The sequence below is a fragment of the Mesorhizobium loti genome (genome assembly GCF_013170705.1).
Classification (GTDB): domain Bacteria; phylum Pseudomonadota; class Alphaproteobacteria; order Rhizobiales; family Rhizobiaceae; genus Mesorhizobium; species Mesorhizobium loti_D.
Genome location: NZ_CP033334.1, coordinates 2,373,067 through 2,386,465, shown reverse-complemented (window position 1 = coordinate 2,386,465; position 13,399 = coordinate 2,373,067). Strand labels below are relative to the sequence as shown.

Annotated in this window: 17 protein-coding genes; 14 read left to right on the top strand and 3 right to left on the bottom strand. The window is 62.9% G+C overall.

Going from position 1 to position 13,399, the window contains the following annotated elements; translation table 11 throughout:
- The first annotated feature begins 116 nt into the window (after window positions 1–116).
- The 6 genes from uvrB (at window position 117) to EB815_RS11665 (ending at window position 7,105) form a co-directional block, all read left to right on the top strand.
- The gene (gene uvrB, locus EB815_RS11690) at window positions 117–3,398 is read left to right on the top strand and encodes an excinuclease ABC subunit UvrB (protein WP_056578888.1); all 3,282 of its coding nucleotides are present in this window, start codon (window positions 117–119) and stop codon (window positions 3,396–3,398) included.
- Window positions 3,399–3,771: 373 nt separating this feature from the next.
- The gene (locus tag EB815_RS11685) at window positions 3,772–5,298 is read left to right on the top strand and encodes an ABC-F family ATP-binding cassette domain-containing protein (protein WP_056579028.1); all 1,527 of its coding nucleotides are present in this window, start codon (window positions 3,772–3,774) and stop codon (window positions 5,296–5,298) included.
- A gap of 109 nt (window positions 5,299–5,407) precedes the next feature.
- Window positions 5,408–5,794 carry a nuclear transport factor 2 family protein gene (locus EB815_RS11680; protein WP_056578891.1) on the top strand — a complete coding sequence of 129 codons (387 nt, stop codon included), beginning with the start codon at window positions 5,408–5,410 and terminating at the stop codon, window positions 5,792–5,794.
- 94 nt (window positions 5,795–5,888) lie between these two features.
- Window positions 5,889–6,071, top strand: a complete 183-nt coding sequence (locus tag EB815_RS11675; protein ID WP_056578894.1) for a hypothetical protein — start codon at window positions 5,889–5,891, stop codon at window positions 6,069–6,071.
- A 161-nt stretch (window positions 6,072–6,232) separates the two neighbouring features.
- Window positions 6,233–6,649 (top strand): VOC family protein, encoded by a 417-nt coding sequence (locus EB815_RS11670; RefSeq protein ID WP_056578896.1) that lies wholly within the window; start codon window positions 6,233–6,235, stop codon window positions 6,647–6,649.
- A gap of 102 nt (window positions 6,650–6,751) precedes the next feature.
- Window positions 6,752–7,105: a DUF1428 domain-containing protein gene (locus tag EB815_RS11665; protein ID WP_056578899.1), complete on the top strand. Its 354-nt coding sequence runs from the start codon at window positions 6,752–6,754 to the stop codon at window positions 7,103–7,105.
- A 55-nt stretch (window positions 7,106–7,160) separates the two neighbouring features.
- Here EB815_RS11665 and EB815_RS11660 read toward each other — a convergent pair whose 3' ends face one another.
- Both EB815_RS11660 and EB815_RS11655 read right to left on the bottom strand, forming a co-directional pair.
- Complete coding sequence (locus EB815_RS11660; protein WP_056578902.1) at window positions 7,161–8,795, bottom strand: tetratricopeptide repeat-containing sulfotransferase family protein; 1,635 nt, start codon at window positions 8,793–8,795, stop codon at window positions 7,161–7,163.
- 187 nt (window positions 8,796–8,982) lie between these two features.
- Window positions 8,983–9,207, bottom strand: coding sequence for a hypothetical protein (locus tag EB815_RS11655; protein WP_056578905.1), 225 nt, complete (start codon window positions 9,205–9,207; stop codon window positions 8,983–8,985).
- 327 nt (window positions 9,208–9,534) lie between these two features.
- On the opposite strand from EB815_RS11655, the gene EB815_RS11650 reads away from it, so the two are divergent.
- The 6 genes from EB815_RS11650 (at window position 9,535) to EB815_RS11625 (ending at window position 11,688) form a co-directional block, all read left to right on the top strand.
- Entirely contained in the window at window positions 9,535–9,741 is a 207-nt protein-coding gene (locus tag EB815_RS11650) for a cold-shock protein (RefSeq protein WP_056578908.1), read from the top strand.
- Between the two features lie 162 nt (window positions 9,742–9,903).
- On the top strand, window positions 9,904–10,173 hold the full coding sequence (locus EB815_RS11645; protein WP_056578911.1) for a hypothetical protein: 270 nt from the start codon (window positions 9,904–9,906) through the stop codon (window positions 10,171–10,173).
- Complete coding sequence (locus EB815_RS11640; protein ID WP_056578914.1) at window positions 10,170–10,436, top strand: hypothetical protein; 267 nt, start codon at window positions 10,170–10,172, stop codon at window positions 10,434–10,436. The genes EB815_RS11645 and EB815_RS11640 overlap by 4 nt, the downstream gene beginning before the upstream one ends.
- 42 nt (window positions 10,437–10,478) lie before the next feature.
- The gene (locus EB815_RS11635) at window positions 10,479–10,616 is read left to right on the top strand and encodes a hypothetical protein (RefSeq protein ID WP_171883285.1); all 138 of its coding nucleotides are present in this window, start codon (window positions 10,479–10,481) and stop codon (window positions 10,614–10,616) included.
- Window positions 10,617–10,706: 90 nt separating this feature from the next.
- On the top strand, window positions 10,707–10,925 hold the full coding sequence (locus tag EB815_RS11630) for a hypothetical protein (RefSeq protein ID WP_056578918.1): 219 nt from the start codon (window positions 10,707–10,709) through the stop codon (window positions 10,923–10,925).
- Between the two features lie 154 nt (window positions 10,926–11,079).
- Entirely contained in the window at window positions 11,080–11,688 is a 609-nt protein-coding gene (locus EB815_RS11625; protein ID WP_056579031.1) for a flavodoxin family protein, read from the top strand.
- Between the two features lie 16 nt (window positions 11,689–11,704).
- Here the strand turns inward: EB815_RS11625 and EB815_RS11620 are convergent, their stop codons facing one another.
- The gene (locus EB815_RS11620; protein ID WP_056579034.1) at window positions 11,705–12,115 is read right to left on the bottom strand and encodes a Kazal-type serine protease inhibitor family protein; all 411 of its coding nucleotides are present in this window, start codon (window positions 12,113–12,115) and stop codon (window positions 11,705–11,707) included.
- Window positions 12,116–12,617: 502 nt separating this feature from the next.
- Here EB815_RS11620 and EB815_RS11615 point away from each other — a divergent pair.
- A complete protein-coding gene (locus tag EB815_RS11615) occupies window positions 12,618–12,830 on the top strand; it encodes a cold-shock protein (protein WP_006202520.1) in 213 nt (70 codons plus the stop codon).
- Between the two features lie 323 nt (window positions 12,831–13,153).
- A complete protein-coding gene (locus EB815_RS11610; protein ID WP_008877668.1) occupies window positions 13,154–13,366 on the top strand; it encodes a cold-shock protein in 213 nt (70 codons plus the stop codon).
- Window positions 13,367–13,399 lie beyond the last annotated feature (33 nt).

Here is a 13,399-nt window from a genome sequence, read left to right as displayed (position 1 = left end):
AGGCAATCCCTGGCACTGCCTCCTCCTGACAGCCTTCTGTCAGGAGCTGCGTCGGGGCATGCGGCTTGCCACATCGCGCTCTTTCCATTTTCACCAAGACCTCCCATATTCGGGTCATGGCCAAATCCCCCGAAAAAAGAACGCCGCCGACGGCGGACGACCGCGCCGCGCCGAAGCGGCGCAGCCCACTGACAGATTTCCTCGACGCCTCGGAGCCGCTGCACAGGGGCGGCTTCGCCGAGATGCCTCAGCCTGAACTCTCGGGCACGCCGCTGAGCGGTTCGATCGCCGACTGGGCCGAGCAGATCGAACAGGAGGCGGAACGCGAAGGCCGCCCCTTAATCTCCCCCCTCGAGGGGGAGATGTCGCCAAAGGCGACAGAGGGGGTCGCCGCGGAAGGCACCGCTGGAGCGCCGAGCCCGGTCGAACCGACCCCACCCGGCGGCGCTGCCGCCACCCTCCCCTCGAGGGGGAGGGAAAGCGCCAAGTCGAAGAAGATCCCCGAACGCTCCGCCGCGCCCGGACGCACCGCCCGCGGCACCTCGATGGGCGGCGCGGCCACCGCCCGCGAACGCGCGGCGGCGGGCCTCAATCCGGTCGCCGGCCTCGATGTTTCGCTGGAAGAAGCCGAGACGATGACGTCGAGCGGCGTCACCGCGACGGTCGCCGCCCTCTCGGCACTGATCGAATCCGGCAATCCGCTGCACAAGGACGGCGTGTTGTGGACACCGCACCGTCCCGCCCGGCCGGAAAAGTCCGAGGGCGGCATCGCCATCAAGATGGTGTCGGATTTCGAACCGGCCGGCGACCAGCCGACCGCGATCAAGGATCTTGTCGAAGGCGTCGAAAACAACGACCGCACCCAGGTGCTGCTTGGCGTCACCGGCTCCGGCAAGACCTTCACCATGGCCAAGGTGATCGAGGAGACGCAGCGCCCCGCCCTGATCCTGGCGCCCAACAAGACGCTGGCCGCGCAGCTCTATTCCGAGTTCAAGAAATTCTTTCCCGACAACGCGGTGGAGTATTTCGTCTCCTATTACGACTACTACCAGCCGGAAGCCTACGTCCCGCGCACCGACACCTTCATCGAGAAGGAATCCTCGATCAACGAGCAGATCGACCGCATGCGCCATTCGGCGACGCGGTCTCTGCTCGAGCGCGATGACGTCATCATCGTCGCCTCGGTGTCCTGCATCTACGGTATCGGCTCGGTCGAGACCTATACGGCGATGACCTTCCAGATGCAGATCGGCGACCGGCTCGACCAGCGCGCTTTGCTCGCCGATCTCGTCGCCCAGCAATACAAGCGCCAGGACATCAATTTCGTGCGCGGCTCGTTTCGCGTGCGCGGCGACACGATCGAGATCTTTCCGGCCCACTTGGAAGACCGCGCCTGGCGCATCTCTATGTTCGGCGACGAGATCGAGCAGATCACCGAGTTCGACCCGCTGACCGGCCAGAAGACCGGCGAGCTGAAGAGCGTCAAGATCTACGCCAATTCGCACTATGTGACGCCGCGCCCGACGCTGAACCAGGCGATCAAGTCGATCAAGGAAGAACTCAAGCACCGGCTGGTGGAACTGGAGCGGGCCGGCCGCCTGCTCGAAGCACAGCGGCTGGAGCAGCGCACCCGTTTCGACCTCGAAATGCTGGAAGCCACCGGCTCCTGCGCCGGCATCGAGAACTATTCGCGCTACCTCACTGGCCGCCAGCCGGGCGATCCACCGCCGACCCTGTTCGAATACATTCCCGACAATGCGCTGGTCTTCATCGACGAAAGCCACGTCACCGTGCCGCAGATCGGCGGCATGTATCGCGGCGACTTCAGGCGCAAGGCGACGCTGGCCGAATATGGCTTCCGCCTGCCCTCCTGCATGGACAACCGGCCGCTGCGCTTCGAGGAATGGGACGCCATGCGCCCGCTCTCCGTCGCTGTTTCGGCGACACCTGGCAGCTGGGAAATGGAACAATCCGGCGGCGTCTTCGCCGAGCAGGTCATTCGCCCGACCGGCCTGATCGATCCGCCGGTCGAGGTGCGCCCGGCGAAAAGCCAGGTCGACGATGTCGTCGGCGAGATCCGCGAGACCACGGCCGCCGGTTATCGCACGCTGGTCACGGTGCTGACCAAGCGCATGGCCGAGGATTTGACGGAATACCTGCACGAGCAGGGCGTGCGCGTGCGCTACATGCACTCCGACATCGACACGCTCGAGCGCATCGAGATCCTGCGCGATTTGCGCCTCGGTGCCTTCGACGTGCTGGTCGGCATCAACCTTCTGCGCGAGGGCCTCGACATTCCCGAATGCGGCTTCGTCGCCATTCTTGACGCCGACAAGGAAGGATTCCTGCGTTCGGAGACCTCGCTGATCCAGACCATCGGCCGCGCCGCCCGCAACGTCGACGGCAAGGTCATCCTCTATGCGGACCAGGTCACCGGCTCGATGGAGCGAGCGATGGCCGAGACCAACCGCCGCCGCGAAAAGCAGATGGAATGGAACGCGGCCAACGGCATCACGCCGGAATCGGTCAAGTCGCGCATCTCGGACATTCTCGACTCGGTCTACGAAAAAGACCACGTCCGCGCCGACATCTCGCAGTTCACCGACAGCGCCGGCGCCATGATGGGCAACAACCTCAAGGCCCATCTCGACGCCATGGAAAAGCAGATGCGCGACGCCGCCGCCAATCTCGACTTCGAGAAGGCCGCGCGCATCCGCGACGAGATCAAGCGTCTGCGCGAGATGGAACTCTCGATCTCCGAAGACCCGCTTGCCAAATACGCCGACATGGAAAGCCCGGTCTCGGGCCGCGAAAAGGGCAAGCACAACAAGGGCGTTGCCAAACACCGTACGGCGGAGGAGCAGGAGCGGTTCCGGAAGCTCGACGAAGCGCGCGCCACCGAAGAGGCAGCCAAGGCGGCCCGGCCCAACCTCTTCCGCAAGCCGGCGCTTGACGAGATGGGCGCCGATGGCGCCGTGCCGGTGAAGAAGCCGCTCTTCGCCAAGCCATCGATTGACGACATGGGCCCGGGCACCGACATGCCGACGCCGGCAGGTGCCGTGTCGCGCTCGCTGTTCAAGAAACAGTCCGCCCAGGAAGCACACGGCTCCGATTTCGGCATTCCCGGCGAGCCGGTCAAACCGCTGTTCAAGAAAAACTCGCTCGACGAGATGACGGTGCGGCGCACCGAAAAGCCGGTCGAGGGAAAGATGCCGGCAAAGCCCCAGCCGATCTCCGCCCAAGCGAGGGCCGGCAGGACAGAGGGGGCCGCGAAGGAAGGCGACGATTCCGCCAAACCAATCGTTCGCCAGCGCGCCGGCATTGGCTCCTACGAGGATCCAGGCGATGCCCGCAGAGAGAAGCGCCGGCCGGGCAAGACGGGGCGGCCGGGGCGGTAGCGCTCTTCCCCTTCTCCCGTTGTCGGAGAAGGAAACTTCGCTCCACTTGCCTCCACCCCTGCCTTTGGTGTAATCGCTCCACACACTCGAACGTTTTGAAAGGAGGGCTCACGTGTTTACGTTTCATCGTCACCATCGTCAGCGTGGCCCGATTTCTGCCCTGCGAGCTAGCTTGCAGGGCTGACCAGGGACGGTCCGGGTTTTTTCCCGCTTCGATTTTTTGGTCTGCCCTTCGTGGTGCGCAACGCCGAGCCTGATGGCCAGCACGCGCACCGTCAAAGTGCATCCGGAGGTGTCTCCGGCAAGAGCGCATGACCCCAAAACCCGGATGGTTTTCGGAAAGGATCATGCGCCAACCAAAAAGCGGAATCCAATGGCCCTGATCAGCCTCAAATCCCTCGGCGTCACCATGAGTGCGCCGCTTTTCGCTCACCTCGACCTCACCATCGGCACTGGCGACCGGCTCGGCATTGTCGCCGCCAATGGCCGCGGCAAGTCGACCTTGCTGAAATGCCTGACCGGCGAGATGGAACCGACCTCCGGCGACATCACCCGCACACGCGGCCTGCGCGTCGGCCATGTCGAGCAGGCCGTTGCCCCTGCCTTGCTTGGACGCACCTTCCATCAGGTGGTTGCCGATGCCTTGCCCCCCGAGCAGGCCGACAGCGAGATGTGGCGCGTCGACGTGGTGCTGGATTCGCTCGACGTGCCCGAGCCGATGCGCGAACGGGAAATGCGGGCGCTGAGCGGCGGCTGGCAGAGGCTGGCGCTGATTGCCCGCGTCTGGGTCACCGATCCCGACGTGCTGCTGCTCGACGAGCCGACCAACCATCTCGACCTTGCCCGCATCAGCCAGCTGGAAAGCTGGTTGAACGCCCTGCCGCGCGAAGTGCCTGTTATCATCGCCAGCCACGACCGCGCCTTCCTCGACGCCACCACCAACCGGACGCTGTTCCTGCGGCCGGAACAATCGCCGGTGTTTGCGCTGCCCTACTCCCGCGCCAGGCAGGCGCTCGACGAGGTCGACGCCTCGACGGCACGCAAGTTCGAACGTGACATGAAGGTCGTCCAGCAGCTGCGAAAGCAAGCCGCCAAGCTCAACAACATCGGCATCAATTCCGGCAGCGACCTTTTGACGGTGAAAACCAGGCAGCTCAAGGAACGGGCGGAAAAGCTGGAAGAGGCGGCGGTATCGGCGCATCGCGAGAAATCGGCCGGCGCAATAAAACTGGCCAATCGCGGCACCCACGCCAAGGTTCTGATCACGCTCGACGACGCGGCGGTGGAAACGCCGGACGGCACGCTGCTGTTCAGGACCGGCAAGCGCCATATCTGCCAGGGCGACCGCATCATTCTGCTCGGCCGCAACGGTGTCGGCAAATCGCGCTTCGTCGGCCTGATCCGCAACGCCGTCGTCGAGCCCGACACGATCGCGAATGTGAAGGTGACGCCGTCGACGGTGCTCGGCTACAGCGACCAGGCGCTGTCGGGCATCAGCGGCGACGACACGCCGCTGGCGATGGTGTCGCGCCGCTATGATGTTGGCGAACAGCGCGCCCGCTCGTTGCTTGCCGGCGCCGGCGTGGTCATCGAGATGCAGGAGAAAAAGATCGGCGTCCTGTCCGGCGGCCAGAAGGCGCGGCTGATGATGCTGGCGCTGAGGCTCGCCAACCCCAACTTCTACCTGCTCGACGAGCCGACCAACCATCTTGATATCGATGGCCAGGAAGCGCTGGAGGAAGAACTGCTCAAGCACCAGGCCAGCTGCGTCCTGGCCTCGCACGACCGCTCCTTCATCCGCGCCATCGGCAACCGCTTCTGGCTGATCGAGAAGCGGCGCCTGACCGAGGTCGAGGACCCCGAGGACTTTTTCCGCCAAGTGGCTGACGCGGGTGGTTGAAGGCGATGCCTTTGGCCGGGCCGGCATTCGAGCTTGCCGGCCCGCACTTTCCCGCCAGCCGAAAAAGGCGCATCCTCGGGGTTTCGCAAGCCGAGGGAGGAGACCGGTCATGCGCGGGGTGGACGTCGTCAAGACCCTTTATGATGCCTATGCGAAACGCGACATCGTGGGCGCGCTGGCCCACTGCTCCGACGACGTCGTCTTCCGCTGGGTCGCCGAACCGCAGGCGCCTTATATCGGCACGGGCAACGGCAAGCAGGAATTCCTTGCCCGCCTCATGGGGCTCGACGGTGATTTCGAATACCGGAACTTCGTCCCGGTGGACATTATCGACGGCGGCGACAAGGTCGCGGCGCAGGTCGAAATCCATTTGACGCGAAAAACCACCGGCAAGGAATTCGTCATGCGCGCCGCCAACTTCTGGACCCTGCGCGACGGCAAGGTCATCGAGATGGTGGAATATTACGACACGGCGCTGGCCGCCTCGGTCAGCTGAAATAATTTGGACGACCTGTCGGATCGCCTGAACCCGCCTCGTCCTTGGGATGCCTACACGATGATGCCGGCATCAACCCAGGGAGAACCTTGTCATGTCCGTCCTTTCATCCATCGGTCGCATCGCCACCCAATATGCGGCAGCACGAGCCCGCCATCGCAGCGAACGCATCCTGCTCTCGCTGCCAGCCGAACTGCGCAAGGACATCGGCTTTCCGGAACTCTTCGACGCGCAGAACAGCCGTCGTGCAACCACCTTCACGGCCAAGGTCATATGACCGCGGCCAGCCTGTCCATGCGATTGTCGCTCAAGACCTCCAGTCGTCCGGCCTGCCCGGGCCCGGCCCGCTAAAAAAATTTTCGCGGCCATGTAGAATTGCCGTCACCTCGTGCGTCCTAGGCTTTGCAAGGCCAAGCCAAATGCAAAGAGGAGCAAGACATGACCGACCAGACCCCACCACGAGCCGAAGTGCTTGGCGGACTGACCCCCTATCTGCAGGTCGACGGCGCCATCAAGGCCGCCGAATTCTACAAGAAGGCCTTTGGAGCCGAGGAAGTCTTCGCCTATCCGGCCGACGAAAAAGGCCGCACCATGCACATCCATCTCCACATCAACGGCTCGACGCTGATGCTGGGCGATGCTTATCCCGAACACGGCCACCCGCATAAGGATGCGCAAGGCTACACGCTGCAGCTCCATCTCGACAACGACGATATCGACGCCTGGTGGCAACGCGCCGTCGATGCCGGCTGCGAGATCGTGACACCGCTGCAGGTGATGTTCTGGGGTGACCGCTGGGGCCAGGTGAAGGATCCGTTCGGCGTCGCCTGGGCGATGAACGCGCCGGTGAAATAGGTTCCCTGGCGAGCAGGCGTCGCCCGCCAGGGTTGACGCGCTCACCGCGCCGGGTCGTACCCCCGCCGACCCGGCGCTCATTTTTCAACAGAGGAGTTTATCATGTCCTATGTCGATGGTTTCGTGCTGGCCGTGCCAAAAGCCAAACTCGACGACTACAAGAAGCTCGCCAACCTCGCGGGCCCCATATGGATGGAACACGGCGCGCTGGCCTATGTCGAATGCATCGGCGACGACGTGCCCTATGGCGAGGTGACCTCGTTTCCGCGTGCCGTCCAGGCAACGGACGACGAGATCGTCGTCTTCGCCTGGGCGGTCTATGAATCCAGGCAAAGCCGCGATGCGGTGATGGCCAAGGTGATGGCCGACCCGCGTTTGACACCCGATCTGGGCCCCATGCCCTTCGATATGAAGCGCATGATCTTCGGCGGCTTCAAGCCGTTCATAGAGCTTTGAATTGCTCGGCCCCAAGGTAGGTTTGGATTGAGGTCAGGCCGGCCTCACCTCAATATCAGCCTAGCTTGTCGAGCAGCGGCTTCAGCCGATCGCCATAGCGCTTCCACAGATCGACCGAGCCTTGATACATCGGCTGGCGCACCTGCGCGGCGGAAGCCGTGCGCACCGGCCGGTCGGTATCGTGGAAGGACAGCACGGCATCGTCCCATGGCAGGCCGAGATAGTCGATGAGGGCCCGGCTCTGCCCTTCCTGATCGGCGACGAAATCCTCGTAGCGCACATCATGCACGACGCCGGGCAGAACGCTATGCCAATGCGCCATGATATCGGTGTAGAGATTGTGGAAATCTGCGAGTTCGCCCAGGTCGTAGCCGTAGCGGTGGCTGTCGCCCCGGAAATGCACCTTGTAGATCGACAGGCAGGTTGCCGCCGCATCGCGGGCGACGTGGATGATCCTGGCCTTCGGCATCATCATGTGGATGAAGCCGATTAGCAGGAAGTTGCCCGGCATCTTGTCGGTGACGTGGCTGATATGCGGATAGCGGGCATGCAGCATGTCGAGATAGGCTTGGCCTGCCTCGGCAAAATCCGAATCGTCCACGTCCGATACACCCCAGGGGAAGCCACCCGGCATGGTCGACGGAAACTGCTTGCCGACCGCCTTCTTCAAGATGCTGAGCTCGCCCGCGCCATAGACCTTCGGATGGCTGGCGATGATCTGCTCGACCAGCGTCGTGCCCGAACGCGGCATGCCGACGACGAAGATCGGCGCGTCATCGGTGATTGGGCTCGGTCTGTGCCTTTGGAAGAACCCGGCATCGAATACCGTCTTCATCGCCTCGAAATCCGCACGCGTCCTGACGGGATCGTAGTTGATGCCCTTGCGGCGAATGGCATTGCCTTCGGCGAAATAATCGAAGGCCCTGTTGTAGTCCTTCAAATCGTCATTGGCCTTGCCGAGGCCGAAGGACAGCTGCATGCGTGCCAGGCTGTCCTGCGGCGCCTTGGCGTGCTGGGCTTCCATGCCGGCCAATTCGGCATCGCGCTCCTTCTGGCGCTTGACCTGCGTCAGCATCAGCCAGGCCGTGGCCATGCCGGGATTGATCGCCAGCGCCTGCCGGAACAGATCGGCCGCCTCGTCAAGCTTGCCCTTTTCCATAAGCCCGACGCCGAGCCCGTGCAGCAGGTCGGCATCCTTGGGGCGGATGGTCAGCGACTCGCGAAAAGTCGCCAGCGCCTCATTCAGCCGCCCGGCTTCCTGCAGGGTTTCGGCAAGCCCGATGCGGGCGCGCACATGAAATGGATTGCGCGCGACCGTGCCGCGATAAATCTCTTCGGCCTCCTCGAACTGGCCGAGCTGGTTCAGCGACGAGCCGAGATTGTCGCGCGCCGCGAGCTGGTCCGGCCGCAGATCGACCGCTCCACGGAAGAAATCGATGGCCGCGGCAACGCGGCCGAGGTCGCGCATCACCGTGCCGAAATTGTTGAGGAAATCGGGATTCGTGGGCTGCAGGCTCACGGACTGCTCGAGGAGATCCAGCCCTTCTTCACTGCGTCCGGTCTGATGCAGCAGCAGCCCCAGGAAATGTGCCGCGGCCGCGTGTCTGGGCTGACGCGCCAGCACCTGCCGGTAGATTGACTCAGCCTCTTGCCGGCGCCCTGCCTGGTGCAGTTGCAGCGCCTGCTGCACATACTGGTCGAGGCCCAGCGGCGGCTGTCCGCCCGCGCCAGACCTGGCTCCCGCACCCGCCGCTCGTCTCTGATCTCTGTTAATGGGAAACCTGCCGTGTTTGTCCGCCTCCCGCGATCTAGGCCATTGGCGCGGCGGGTTCAAGTCTCCGTGTGGTTCCGCGGCCTTTCCATCGCCTTGAACGCGATCAGATCAGCCGGTTGGTCTCGGCGACCTGTCTGGCCCGCCTTGCGGTGCCATCGGTATCGGCGATCGTTCGCCTTGCCGCCTCATCGCTTCTGATGGTCAGCCGTGCCGACTTGACGATCATCGGCTGGCCATTGGGGCCAACGGCAATGGCATGTATGGCGATTGGCTTGATGACGGGATTGACCGCGACGGTCTTCGCCCTTGAGCTTCTTGTGGAAACCATGGTTCTATCCTTATTCCGGAGTAAATAAAAATATGAGCACTGGGAAAATACCCCAGCGCGCTCTCAAGAATTTTTAGAAATATGCCAAACCATAGCAGAAATATCTGAACGTCTATAGCGATCTATTTTTCGGCTGCGGCGAGTTTATTTGCTGAATCACCTTGAAGTGGTCGCCCGATCGATCTACATAAAGGACATCGTTTTGGCCAGAATTGGCATCTCGCGGCGTCAGAGGTTCTCGACCCGCCAAATCTCATTCCAAATCGTTGCTACCGGACGCGCCGCACCTTCGCCGCGCGACGATCTCTCGATACGCGAAAGACACATATGAACACCGGAACCGTGAAGTTCTATAATGGCCAGAAGGGCTTCGGCTTCATTCAGCCGGCCGATGGCGGCAAGGACGTTTTCGTCCATGTCAGCGCGCTGGAGCGCGCCGGTTTCCCGGGGCTTGCGGAAGGCCAGAAGCTTCAGTTCGAACTGGAGCGTGACGGCAAGGGCCGCGATTCGGCCGCCAATCTGCAACTGATCTGATCAGGCCGAATTCGATGAACGCTGACCACGGATGTACTGGCAGCTCTCGAAAGAGGCTTATTTCCAGCGATAGCCGGAGATAGGAAAGCGGGGCTTGTCCCCGCTTTTTTTGCATTGGGTTTTACGTGACGCCCAACGCGTGGGCACATCAAGGCCAGGACAATGTCGGACCGAACAACCCATTCCATCGCGCATTTCGCGGCTCCCTTCATGCTCGGCGGGCTGGAAGGACCGTTGCCGGCTGGCGACTACGACATCGATCAGGACGAAGAACTGATCGAGGGCGTGTCACGCATTGCCTGGCGCCGCGTCGCCACCTTTATTCACCTGCCTGCAAGGGCGGTGAAAAACCCGGCCACCAGCCAGCTTGTCGCCATCGACCACCTCGAACTCGAAAACGCGCTGAAGCGCGACCGGGAGAATGCAGCATGATCCGATTCCAGCAGAATGCGCGTCCGCGCACAGACACCCCCTCGCATCTCTTCGCCATCGGCCAGACCGTGCGCATGAAAAGCCGTGGCGGCCTCCTCCTCAAGACGGCCGAACTGTTCGAGATCAAGAGCAGGCTGCCGGTCAAGGACGGCTCGCCGCAATACCGCATCCGCAGTGACCAGGAGACCCACGAACGGGTCACCACCGAAGACAATCTCGAACCGGCCGGCAATCCGGTGGTTGGCAACAATCCGGCGGCCTGAGACCTCAGCAACGTCAGACAACCCGCACGAGGAGCAGACAATATGGCCAAGGGCCAACAGCGCAGCAACCGCGAAACACGCAAACCCAAGAAGGACAAGGTGGTGGCCAAGCCCGCCTCTCCGTTCGGCTCGTCGGTCAAGCAGGCCGAGAGCGGCCTGAAGCCGAAATCGAAGGGCTGACAGCCTGGGGTGCCTCGCGCGCGCCATCCCTGCTCTGAGGCAGGCGGCTGACAAAAGAGGCCCTTGCCAAGTCCTGTCACGGAGGCTTGCTTGAACTTCGTCATCGAGTTCTACCGGTCGCGCGACGCCGAGGAGGCGACGCTCGACAGGGTGTCGCTGGAAGCACCGACGCTACGCGCCGCCCTGCAGGGCGCGGCCGCTCTGTTCCATAGCCTGGCCATGCCGCAAATCCCCGACCGCCTGCGCATTTCGGATGAGCATGGCAGCGAGCTTTATGCCGGTCCGGCCGATGGAGAGTATCCGGTCTAGGGCCGCCTAGCGCTTTGGTTTCGACGCAATTCCGGGCGGAAAACCGTTCACACTTTTCCTGGAACTGCTCCGGGCAGCCACACCTGCATCATTGCCGCGCAACCGCGACCGGCCCGCGACGTTCACCCTGCATATCGACACGCAGGAGCCGCCAATGTCCCTCACCGCCTTTGCCATCAACTGTTCCCTGAAAGCCTCCGGCGACAAGGAAAAATCCTCCACCGACAAGATCGTCGCCGATCTGCTCTCGGCGCTCAAGCCGCATGGGGTGAAGGGCGAGGTCGTGCGCGCCCTCGATCACGACATCAAGGCCGGTGTGCTCTCCGACATGGGCAAGGGCGACGACTGGCCCGACCTGCGCGCGAAGATCATCGCTGCGGACATCTTCATTCTTGGCCTGCCAATCTGGATGGGTCAGCCTTCCAGCGTCGCCAAGCGCGTCATGGATGCCTTTCTCGAGGAGGCCGACGACAAGGGCCGCATGCCGGCTGCCGGCAAGGTGGCGCTGGTGGCGATCGTCGGCAATGAGGACGGCGCACACCATTGCCATGCCGAATGCTTCCAGGCGCTCAACGATGTCGGCTTCACCATACCGGCCAATGGCGGCGTCTACTGGGTGGGCGAAGCCATGGGCGACGTCAACTATGTCGACCTGCCGGCGACCCCCGAAAAGGTCACCGGAATGATCGAGATGGCTGCATCAAATGCGGCACATCTGGCTGCCCTGTTGAAGGGCAAAGCCTATATCGGCGTGGACAAGTAACGGAGTTCCCGCCTCCTCAGCATGGCCCATCGCCGACAATGCGGTAGTCCGCGGCGCGGGCTTCGCAGGCATTGGGGAAGCTGCGCGTCTCGCCGTGGCGGCGGGCGCAGACCGGAGCATATTCGCGGGTGCAGAACGTCTGCTCTTCACCGCCACCACCGCCACCGCCGTCGCGGCAAGGACCGTCGCGCACGATGCGGTAACCGGCGCGGTCGGCAAGGCAGGCATTGGCGAAGGTCTGGCGATCGCCGCCGCGCCGGGCACAGACCGGCTCGTATTGCCTGGTGCAGAATTGCGGTTCTGGACGCGGCGGACGTGGACGAGGTCCCGGCCCGTCATCGACGACGACGGTACAGGCGGCCAGCAGCGCCGACAGGAACAGGATGGCAAACCCTTGCCTCGAAAAAACCGACGCCAGGAATTTCATGCTGATCTCTCCCTCGATCCCATCCCCGATTTCGATCCTCGCCATTCGCCCTTCAAATGCAACCCCGTTCGCGGCTGTCCACACGGCAAATGGCGGTTGGGCCATGGCGGGCATTCGACCGCGCCGCTGGCAACGCTGGCCCATGAGTGACCTTGTCCGTGGGCCGATGACCGGCCGGGCAAGCAGGCCTATTTGCGGCCGGTCGACGCCCAGATCGGTCGATTCTTGCGTCGGGATGCGCCCAATGTGGCGGCCCGCGGCGCTATCTTGCAACCTTCACGTTTCCGTGCGATAAATTCCGTGTTCGGGCATTTGCGACCCGGAGAGCGGAACGTTTTGGACGACCTTTCCCCGATACTGTGAATCTCTGACGGCCCCGTTTTCGGCGGGGGGTTTGACCATGCGCCAATGCATGACTGCCGAAGCAACCACCGGGAACTGCCCTCGACGCCAGGTGGCGGGCAGGACCACCAAAGACTGAACGGGTGAAGGAGTTTCCCCAATGGCCCAGACCGGCACCGTTAAATTCTTCAACGCGACCAAAGGCTTCGGTTTCATCACGCCAGACGGCGGCGCCAAGGACGTGTTCGTCCATATTTCCGCGATCGAGGCATCGGGCCTGCGCACGCTCGTCGACGGCCAGAAGGTCACCTTCGATGTCGAGCCGGATCGCATGGGCAAGGGCCCGAAGGCGGTCAACCTCCGCGCTGCTTGAACCATCGGCGCGCCGCGCCTCCCTGAGGGCGAGCGAACGAGGTTCCAGAGCTTGCCCAGCCTCTGGGCACGCAGACAGATTTTGAAAGGCGCGGCGGTTTTCGTCGCGCCTTTTTCATGCCCGCGATGCAGCATGAATGCATGCCGCCCCAAAGGGATCCGGCTTTGGATCGACGACATGCATCATAACAAGGGCTTAAAGCGTGAGGCGCTCTAAGTGCCTAAAAAACTTTCTCTTGCCGATGACGCTAAAATAAAGGACAAATTTCCTCTCGGGCATTTGCCGGCCCGAGACTGGAGTTTATGGGATCAAAGGAGCTTCCCATGCCGCAGACCGGCACCGTCAAATTCTTCAATCATGCCAAAGGCTTCGGCTTCATCACGCCGGACGATGGCGCGAAGGATGTCTTCGTCCATATTTCGGCCGTGCAGGCGTCGGGTCTTCCCGGTCTCGAAGATGGGCAGAAAGTAACATTCGACACCGAGCCGGACAAGCGCGGCAAGGGGCCCAAGGCGGTCAACCTGTCTGTCGGCTGAGCGGCTTCACGCTGTCGGCTCCAGCAGGGCAGC

Coding starts and splice junctions, on each gene's coding strand:
- EB815_RS11615 (WP_006202520.1), top strand. CDS start 12,618: ATGGCCCAGACCGGCACCGTTAAATTCTTCAACGCGACCAAAGGCTTC.
- EB815_RS11680 (WP_056578891.1), top strand. CDS start 5,408: ATGCGCGGGGTGGACGTCGTCAAGACCCTTTATGATGCCTATGCGAAA.
- EB815_RS11640 (WP_056578914.1), top strand. CDS start 10,170: ATGATCCGATTCCAGCAGAATGCGCGTCCGCGCACAGACACCCCCTCG.
- EB815_RS11675 (WP_056578894.1), top strand. CDS start 5,889: ATGTCCGTCCTTTCATCCATCGGTCGCATCGCCACCCAATATGCGGCA.
- EB815_RS11625 (WP_056579031.1), top strand. CDS start 11,080: ATGTCCCTCACCGCCTTTGCCATCAACTGTTCCCTGAAAGCCTCCGGC.
- uvrB (WP_056578888.1), top strand. CDS start 117: ATGGCCAAATCCCCCGAAAAAAGAACGCCGCCGACGGCGGACGACCGC.
- EB815_RS11610 (WP_008877668.1), top strand. CDS start 13,154: ATGCCGCAGACCGGCACCGTCAAATTCTTCAATCATGCCAAAGGCTTC.
- EB815_RS11645 (WP_056578911.1), top strand. CDS start 9,904: ATGTCGGACCGAACAACCCATTCCATCGCGCATTTCGCGGCTCCCTTC.
- EB815_RS11665 (WP_056578899.1), top strand. CDS start 6,752: ATGTCCTATGTCGATGGTTTCGTGCTGGCCGTGCCAAAAGCCAAACTC.
- EB815_RS11620 (WP_056579034.1), bottom strand. CDS start 12,115: ATGAAATTCCTGGCGTCGGTTTTTTCGAGGCAAGGGTTTGCCATCCTG.
- EB815_RS11635 (WP_171883285.1), top strand. CDS start 10,479: ATGGCCAAGGGCCAACAGCGCAGCAACCGCGAAACACGCAAACCCAAG.
- EB815_RS11685 (WP_056579028.1), top strand. CDS start 3,772: ATGGCCCTGATCAGCCTCAAATCCCTCGGCGTCACCATGAGTGCGCCG.
- EB815_RS11650 (WP_056578908.1), top strand. CDS start 9,535: ATGAACACCGGAACCGTGAAGTTCTATAATGGCCAGAAGGGCTTCGGC.
- EB815_RS11670 (WP_056578896.1), top strand. CDS start 6,233: ATGACCGACCAGACCCCACCACGAGCCGAAGTGCTTGGCGGACTGACC.
- EB815_RS11655 (WP_056578905.1), bottom strand. CDS start 9,207: ATGGTTTCCACAAGAAGCTCAAGGGCGAAGACCGTCGCGGTCAATCCC.